Source organism: Cupriavidus taiwanensis, from assembly GCF_900249755.1.
GTDB classification, from domain to species: Bacteria; Pseudomonadota; Gammaproteobacteria; order Burkholderiales; family Burkholderiaceae; genus Cupriavidus; species Cupriavidus taiwanensis_D.
Map to the genome: position 1 here is coordinate 2,880,999 of NZ_LT976853.1, position 8,296 is coordinate 2,889,294.

Genomic DNA, 8,296 nt, shown 5'->3' on the forward strand with positions numbered 1-8,296 from the left:
GGGGATTCAGCGGCGCACCGGTTCGGCGATCGCGGCCGAGGCCGCCTGTGCGGCGCTTTCGGGGTCGAGTGGCTGGCTTTCATCCTGCTGGCTCCTCCTGGTGCCGCGATTCGGGGCCCCGGTAAACAGGGTGGCCCAGCTGTCGAAGCGGCGGTTGAACAAGACCGACAAACCGTTGATGGAGCCGCCCTTGGCAATCAGCGACCAGCGCCGCGAGAACTGCCAGCTCAGCTTCACCACGTTCGAGGCCGAGGTCAGGCTCTGCTCGTAGCCCACCGACATGCGGTCGGTGATGGCCTTGCCCACGCTGACCACCTGCTGGTCGTTCAGGCCCGCGGTGCTGGGCCCGATCGAGAATTCGTCGATGCCGAAATGCGAGACGATGCCCTTGCCGGCCTTGCCGCCGATCAGCCCCAGCGCGGCGCCGCCCAGCGCCGAGCCGCTCAGCTGGCGCTGCTGCCCGGCACCCGCGCTTTCCGCGCCGTAGCCGAACATCAGCCACGACAGCTTGTCTTCGTCGGGCACGTTGGGCTCGGACACCAGCCGCACGCGCGGCAGCCGCACCGTGCCGGTGACCTCGACGCCGGCCTCGACTTCCTGGTTGCGGCGCATGGCGCGGATATTCATGTTCGGATTGTCGATCGGGCCGTTGAAGTTGATGATGCCGCGCTCGATGTCCAGCTTGCGCCCGAAGGCCTCGTAGGTGCCGTCGGTGACGCGCACCGTGCCGGTCGCCTTCATCGGCGCCAGCGGCTCGCTCTTCACGCCCATCTGCCCGGCCAGCAGCAGGTCCGCGCCCGCGCCGCGGAAGCGGAAGTTGTTGCCCAGGTCGACGGTCAGGTCGATCACCGGGCTGAAGCGGCTGGCGGGCTTGCTTTCCGGCATCTGCGTGGCGGCGGTCTTGACCGCGCGCTGGTCCTTGCGCCGGATCACCACGACGTCGTCGCCCAGCACCGGCGCGCCGGCCTTGGGCAGGTCGAACAGCGCGCGGTCGACGCGGAACTTGCCGCGGATCACCACCTGCTTGTTCTCGTTGGCGATGCTGGCATCGCCCGACACCACCAGCGTGCGTTCCGGGCTGGCAAACAGCTGCAGCTTGTCGGCGACGATCCTGCCGGTCAGGTTGGGATCGGCCTCGCCCAGCTTGATATTGCCGGTGGCGGTGAGCTTGCCGTCGCCGCCGTGGAATTCCACCTGCCTGAGCTCGACCGTGTTCTGGTCCAGCACCACGCGCACGGTGCCGTCGGTCAGGCGCAGCCCCTGGTCGTACAGCGTGACCGCGAGGTTGTCGCCATCGATGGTGCCGGTCAGCAGCGGCGCCGCCACCGTGCCCGCCAGCCGCATCGCCGCCGCCAGGCGGCCGTCGAAGGCGTATTGCGGGCCGGTCAGCGCTTCCAGCGACTTCAGCCGCGGCACGTCGACGGTGACGGTGCCGCCCAGCGTCGACGCCGGGCCCACGGTCTGCAGCCCCTGCTCCTGCACCAGCCCGGCCGAGGCATCGACCACCACCTTGCCGATGCGGCCCGACACCATGCCGCCGCGCAGCGCGATGCGGTTGCCGCCGGCGTCGGCGCGCAGGCTGGTCTCGCCCAGGCCGAGCGTGGTGAAGCCCCGGCCCGCGTTGACCGAGATGTCGCCGCTGCGCCGGCGCAGTTCGGCAAACCCGGTCGCGGTCTCGGCCAGCGCCAGGTTCCAGCGGCCGTCGATGACCAGGTCGGAACGCACCGGCGGGCGCTCGCCGGTGATGGTTTCCATCAGTTCCAGCACGCGCGCCACTTGCAGCCCGTCGAGGCTGCCCGCGCTGCGGATGCGGCCGTGGTCCCAGTCCAGGCTGTCGATCGCCAGCGTGGCGCGGTCCAGCAGCAGGCGCGTGGCGCCCAGGCGCACGCGCTGGTCGGCGACCAGCAGCTGCGCCGGCGCGGCCAGGCGCAGGTTGAGCGTGCCGCGCTCTTCGAGCGTGCGGATGGTGCCGTTCCAGCCGTCCTTGCCGCGCCACGCGCCCTGCCCCGCCAGCGCCAGCTGCAAGGGCCGCTGGTTCAGGCTGCCGGTCGCTTTGGCGTCGAAGCTGTGGCTGGCCTGAGTGCCGGTGAGGGTGGCGTCGAGGGTGGCAAGGCTGGCTTGCGGGCCGCGGTAGCCGCGCGCGGCCAGCTGCACCGACAGCGGGCCGTCCAGCCCGCCGCGGATTTCGGCGCGGCCGCTGGCGCTGGCCAGCTTGTGCGGTCCCACTTCCAGCGTTTGCGCGTTGTAGTCGGCGACCACCTCGGGTTTCTTCAGCGTGCCGGTGATGGTGGCATCGAGGCTGAGCTTGCCGGCGACGCCGAACTTGAGCCGCTCCAGCTGCGGCGCATCGACCGCGAGTTTCAGCGCATCGCCGCGCGCGCCGAAGCTGCCGCGCAGGCTGGCCTGGTTGCCGGCCATGCTGAGCGCGGCCTCGCTCGGCAACAGCCGCTCGCCCGCCAGGCGCAGCTTGCCGCCGCCGGTCATCGGCAGGCCCGCGTATTCGCTTTCATGCACGGCGAAGTCCAGCGCCACGCCCAGCTGCGGCGCGAGCTCGCCGGTCGCGGTGAAATCCGCGTTGATCCGGCCCGCGGCCACCTTTGCCACGCGCGCGGGATCGAACGCCGACAGCTTGCCCTTGAAGCTGAACGGCTGCTTGTCCTTGAGCCCCAGCTTGCCTTCGGCGGTCAGCAAGCCGGTGCCGACCACGGCGCGCAGCGCGGCCAGGGTCACGGTCTCGGCGTCCATGCTGGCGTCGGCAAACACTTTGAGCGGCCCGCCCGCCAGTTCCAGTGCCACGCTCTGGCGGCCCGGCTCGATGCGGATCACCACCGGGCCCGACAGGCTGGCGCTGGTCAGCGAGCCATGCAGCGCCGCCGGGTCCAGCCGGCGCACATCCAGGTCGAAGCCGCCGCGGCCGCCGCGCAGCGAACCGCTGCCGGCAATCTCGCCCTTGCCCGGCAGCGCCACGCGCAGGTCCGACACCGCCTGCGCGGCCTCGCTCAGTTCGACGCGGGCGCGCACCGATTGCACCGGCAGCCGCTCGCGGTCGAGCGGGCCGGCCTCGAGGTTGCGGATCTCGATCTCGCCGGCGACCGCCAGCGGCGCCGCAGCGCGCGTCGCTGCAGGCGCAGATGCCGGCGATGGCGGCGATGGCGGCGATGGCGCCGATGCAGCCGGCGCCGAAGCCGCCGCGGGCGGCACACCGCCGCCAGCCGCCGCGCCATCCACCGGCCGCAGCTCGGCATGCACGGTCAGGTTGGCGTGCGGCGCCGACGGATTGAACAGGCGCGGGTTGATGCGGTCGCCATCGACCAGCAGGTGCGTGAACGGGACCTTGCCGAACGGCGTCAGGTCGGCGCCGGCGCGCAGGTGGATGCGGTCGCCGCTGGCCTGCACCTCGGCGCGCAGCGCGTCGAGATTGCCGTTGGCGGTGGCATTGACGGCGAAGGCCTCATCCTGCCAGCTGCTTTCCAGCAGCGCTTCGGCGCTGAGCGCGAACGGCGCGGCGGCGCCCAGCTGGGCGTTGGCGGCGAGCTTGCCGTAAGGGGTTTCCAGCTTGTCCACGCTGACACGGTGGCGCTGGCCGTCGCTGTGCAGCGCGCCCGCCAGGTTGCTGAACACCATCGGCTCGGCCGTCGGCGCCTGGCCCTGCAGCAGCGCCAGGCGCTCGAGCGTCAGCGTATCGACATCGATGGCCAGCGGCAGTTCGAGCGATGCGGGCTTCTGCATCGGCGCGGTGCTGGGCTCGGACGGGCCCAGCCGCACCTCGGCCTTGCCGATGCGCAGCCACTGCACATGCAGCCGCCGCGGCTGCCAGCTCAGGTTCCAGCTGCCGTCGACGCGGTCGACGGTGACGCGGGTCTGGCCGCTGGCGAACACCACGTCGCGCAGGCGCAGCCCGTGCGCCACGGTGCCGCCCTCCAGGCGGCCGCTGAGCATGCCGGCGGACAGCCGCGTGGCCAGCGTCCACAGGTGCCGCGTGCCGGTCTCGGTGCGCAGCGCCACCACGCCGGCAGCCGCCAGCACCACCACCAGCAACAGCACGATGCCGGCCAGCCAGCCCAGCGCGCGCCACAGCCGCCGGCGCTTGCGCGGCGCCGGAGCGGAGGGCGGCGGCGCCTGGTCGCCGCCGCCGGGCACGGAAGGCAAGTCGTGCACGTTCATCAGAACGCCACCCCCAGCGAGATATGCGGCCGGAACTGCTGCTCCTGGATGCCGTAGCCCACGTCGAGCTGCAGCGGGCCCACCGGCGTGCGCCAGCGCACGCCGACGCCCACGCCGTTGTAGATGGTCACGCCGCGCAGGTTGTCGGCGGCGGTGCCGGCATCCCAGAACACCGCCACGCCCCAGTCCGGCTTGAACCAGTACTGGTACTCCAGGCTGCCGGTGGCCAGGTACTTGGCGGGCAGCACGCTGGCGCCGCTGGGCGTGCCGATCGACTGGTAGCTGTAGCCGCGGATCGAATCGGTGCCGCCGGCGCGAAAGCGCAGCGTCGCCGGGATCTTGCTGGCGCTGTCGCCGCTGAGGTCGGCGCCCAGCTCCAGGCGCGCCACCACCAGGTCGCGCTTGCCGACCGGCACGTACTGGCGGATCCGGCCGTACAGCCGCAGGAAAGTGGCATCGCTGAGCAGGTTCTGGGCGGCCACGCCGATCTGGGTGCTGATCACGTTGCCGCGGCGCGGGAACACCGGGTTGTCGACATCGCGCCGGGTCCAGGCAAAGGCCGGCACCAGCGCCTTGCTGATCTGGCTGGCCTGGCCCACCGGCAGCAGCTTGTCGTAGTAGAAATCGAGCGACATCGTGACGTCGTACTTCTCGCGCGAGCGCGAGCGCTTCAGGCCGGCGCGCAGGCTGGTGGTGTCGGTGTTCTCGATATCGATGGTGCGCTCGTAGCTGCTGTAGACGCTGTTGCGGTAGGCCCCGCGCGACGGCGGCATCGCCGCCTCGGCAAACAGGTAGGAACGCTTCTGTTCGATGCGCGCCTGCGAATCGAAGGTCCAGGCGCGGTTGAACAGGTTGTAGTAGGAATAGCGCCCCTCGACCTGCGCGCCGGTATCGGTGGTAAAGCCGACGCCGCTGTTGAGCCGGTGCACCGGATATTCGCGCACGCGCACCGACACCGGCGCGGTGACCACGCCGTCCGGCGCCTGGTCGGCATCCGGCGGCGGTTCCAGGTCGACCAGCACGTTGGAGAAATACGGCTGGTTCTGGATCGCGCGCTGCAATTCCAGCAGCCGCTCGACCCGGTACGGCTCGCCCTCGTTGAGCGGGTTGACGTTGTAGATGATCTGTTCCGGGTAGCGGCGCGTGCCCGTGACCTTGAGCGCGCCCAGCCGGTAGGCCGGGCCGCTGGCATAGTGCGCCGACAGGTCCGCGCGCAGCTCGTCGGGCTCGACCCGCGCCTGCGACGCCGCCAGCCGCGCCCCGTAGTAGGTGTGGCTCTGCAGCGTCACCAGCGCGTCTTCCTTGGCCTTGTCCCAGTCGTCCTGGCGGAACGGCTCGCCCGCGGGCAGGCCCCACTTGGCCTTCATCTCCGCCACCTGCTCGGGCGACTGGGTCGCGGCCGGGCCGGTCACCTGCAGGTCGACGTTGCGGATCAGCGTGCGCGCGCCGGGGTCGACCACCACGTGGACCACGCGCTGGTTGCCCTCGCCCTCGACGCGGGTGGTGGTGGTCGGATCGAAATAGCCTTCGGTGGAGGTGAAGGCCCGCACCTGCTCGCCGACGGTCTCGACCATGTAGTCGAACTGGTCCTGCGACAGGTCGGTGCGGTCCTTGTAGCGGGCCAGGTCGAGGTGCTCTTCCAGCATCTCGCGGATCGGCTTGGGCGCTTCGACCTCGACCTTGTAGGCCGCCTGTGCGGGTGCCGCCGCCAGGCCCAGCACCACGCCAAGCAGCATGCCCAGCGCCGCCAGCGCGCGCGCGGCCGCGTGCCAGGCGGCGCGGCCGGCCGAGTCAGCGGTGTTAGCGGTGTCTTGCGGCATCGCCCAATTGTCCACACATACAAAGTCGGTATTTGACCACACCCGGCCACGCACCCGGAACTTTCCCACGCGTTGCGGCCCCCGCCTGCGGTCCGGCGTGCATCCCGGGGGGCCGATACGGTAAAATCATGGCCCACTGTACCTATCTGGCGCCCGCACGGGTGCACCACGGTTGACCATGGCCCTCTACGAATCCGATATCACCCAGTTCCTGAAGCAGCTCAAGCAAGAGCGCCCGACGCTGGAGGCCGAGCAGCGCGACGGCCGCGCCCTGCTGTGGGACAAGGCACCGATCGACCTCGAAGAGCGCGCCCGCGCCCAGGCTTCGCGCGTGGCGCAGAAGCCCTACGTCTACTCGCAGGACAACTGATTCCCGCCGCCCCCATCCAGAAAGAACGCGAGCCGACCGCCCCATGAGCGCAGCCGACCAGGACAAGCTGCCGCTGCCCGTGGAGCTGCCCGCCGTGGCGCCCGCTGCCGCCGCGGGCCCGGCCGGCCCCGCCGACATGGTCGACGGGATGGCGTTCGCGCGCCTGTACGGCGAGCCGCTGTTCAAGCTGCCGCAGGACCTCTACATCCCGCCGGACGCGCTCGAGATCTTCCTCGAAGCCTTCGAAGGCCCGCTGGACCTGCTGCTGTACCTGATCCGCAAGCAGAACTTCAACGTGCTCGACATCCCGATGTCGCAGGTCACGCGGCAGTACCTGTCGTATATCGAGCAGATCCGCAAGACCAACCTGGAGCTGGCGGCGGAATACCTGCTGATGGCGGCGATGCTGATCGAGATCAAGTCGCGCATGCTGCTGCCGGTCAAGAAGGCCGACAGCGACGACGAAGCCGAGGACCCGCGCGCCGAGCTGGTGCGCCGCCTGCTGGAATACGAGCAGATGAAGCTGGCCGCGCAGCGCCTGGACACCGTGCCGCAGCTGGGCCGCGACTTCCTGCGCTCGCAGGTGTATATCGAGCAGAGCCTGGCGCCGCGCTTTCCCGAGGTGGAAACCGTGGACCTGCAGGCGGCCTGGGCCGACGTGCTCAAGCGCGCCAAGCTGAACCAGCACCACAAGATCTCGCGCGAGGAACTGTCGGTGCGCGAGCACATGAGCCAGATCCTGCGCCGGCTGCAGCATGCGCGCTTCATGGAGTTCTCTGAACTCTTCGAGGACGCGGTGCGCTCCGGCAAGGGCGTGCCAGTGGTGATAGTGAACTTCATCGCCATGCTGGAGCTGTCGCGCGAAGCGCTGGTGGAAATCACGCAGGCCGAGCCGTTCGCGCCAATTTATGTGCGATTGGCGTACAGCCCCAGCTGACCCGTCCGAACCGCCGAGGCCAGCCCCGCCCCAGTTGATCTACAATCCGCCGACAGCCGGCCCAGACCGGCACGGCAGGCGCGGTCCGCGACGGACCGGCGTCCGGGTCACCCCTACACGACCAGCACACCAAGGCAGATGAAAGTCATTTCCTCCATCCAAGAGCTGCGGGACCAGCTGCGCGGCCAGAACCGCGCGGCCTTCGTCCCGACCATGGGCAACCTGCACGAAGGCCACCTGTCGCTGATGCGCCTGGCGCGCCAGCACGGCGACCCGGTGGTGGCATCCATCTTCGTGAACCGCCTGCAGTTCGGCCCCAACGAGGATTTCGACAAGTACCCGCGCACGCTGCAGGACGATATCGAAAAACTGCAGAGCGAAGGCGTCTACGTGCTGTTTGCGCCGTCCGAGCGCGACATGTACCCCGAACCCCAGGAATACCGCGTCGAGCCGCCGCACGACCTGGGCGACATCCTGGAAGGCGAGTTCCGCCCCGGCTTCTTCAAGGGCGTGTGCACCGTGGTGATGAAGCTGTTCTCGTGCGCGCAGCCGCGCGTGGCGGTGTTCGGCAAGAAGGACTACCAGCAGCTGATGATCGTGCGCCGCATGGTGCAGCAGTTTGCGCTGCCGATCGACATCATTCCCGCCGAAACCGTGCGCGCCGAAGACGGCCTGGCGCTGTCGTCGCGCAACCGCTACCTGAGCCCGGACGAGCGCGCCGAGGCGCCGGTGCTGTACCGCACCCTGCACGACGTGCGCGACACCGTGCTGGGCGGCGACCGCGCCTCGGCCGACCTGCTGGCGGTGGAGGACAGCGCCCGCGCATCGCTCGCCAAGCGCGGCTGGAAGCCGGACTATGTGGCGATCCGCAAGCGCGTCGACCTGCAGGCGCCGACGCGCGAGGAATTCCTCGCCGGCGAGCCGCTGGTGATCCTGACCGCGGCCAAGCTGGGCGCGACCCGGCTGATCGACAACCTGGAAATCTGAGCGGCGCTTGCGCGACCG

General features: G+C 70.3%; 5 protein-coding genes. 3 read left to right on the forward strand and 2 right to left on the reverse strand.

The features are described 5' to 3' along the window. Window positions 1-6: 6 nt before the first annotated feature. Complete coding sequence (locus tag CBM2594_RS13165; RefSeq protein WP_116357212.1) at window positions 7-4,164, reverse strand: translocation/assembly module TamB domain-containing protein; 4,158 nt, start codon at window positions 4,162-4,164, stop codon at window positions 7-9. Further along, on the reverse strand, window positions 4,164-5,984 hold the full coding sequence (locus CBM2594_RS13170) for an autotransporter assembly complex protein TamA (protein WP_116357213.1): 1,821 nt from the start codon (window positions 5,982-5,984) through the stop codon (window positions 4,164-4,166). The genes CBM2594_RS13165 and CBM2594_RS13170 overlap by 1 nt, the downstream gene beginning before the upstream one ends. A gap of 178 nt (window positions 5,985-6,162) precedes the next feature. Between CBM2594_RS13170 and CBM2594_RS13175 the strand changes: the two genes are divergently transcribed. The 3 genes from CBM2594_RS13175 (at window position 6,163) to panC (ending at window position 8,278) form a co-directional block, all read left to right on the forward strand. After that, complete coding sequence (locus CBM2594_RS13175; RefSeq protein WP_018008060.1) at window positions 6,163-6,354, forward strand: DUF3460 family protein; 192 nt, start codon at window positions 6,163-6,165, stop codon at window positions 6,352-6,354. A 43-nt stretch (window positions 6,355-6,397) separates the two neighbouring features. Then, the gene (locus CBM2594_RS13180; protein ID WP_116357214.1) at window positions 6,398-7,291 is read left to right on the forward strand and encodes a segregation and condensation protein A; all 894 of its coding nucleotides are present in this window, start codon (window positions 6,398-6,400) and stop codon (window positions 7,289-7,291) included. Window positions 7,292-7,429: 138 nt separating this feature from the next. Beyond that, window positions 7,430-8,278, forward strand: coding sequence for a pantoate--beta-alanine ligase (gene panC / locus CBM2594_RS13185; RefSeq protein WP_116357215.1), 849 nt, complete (start codon window positions 7,430-7,432; stop codon window positions 8,276-8,278). The last annotated feature ends 18 nt before the right edge of the window (window positions 8,279-8,296 follow it).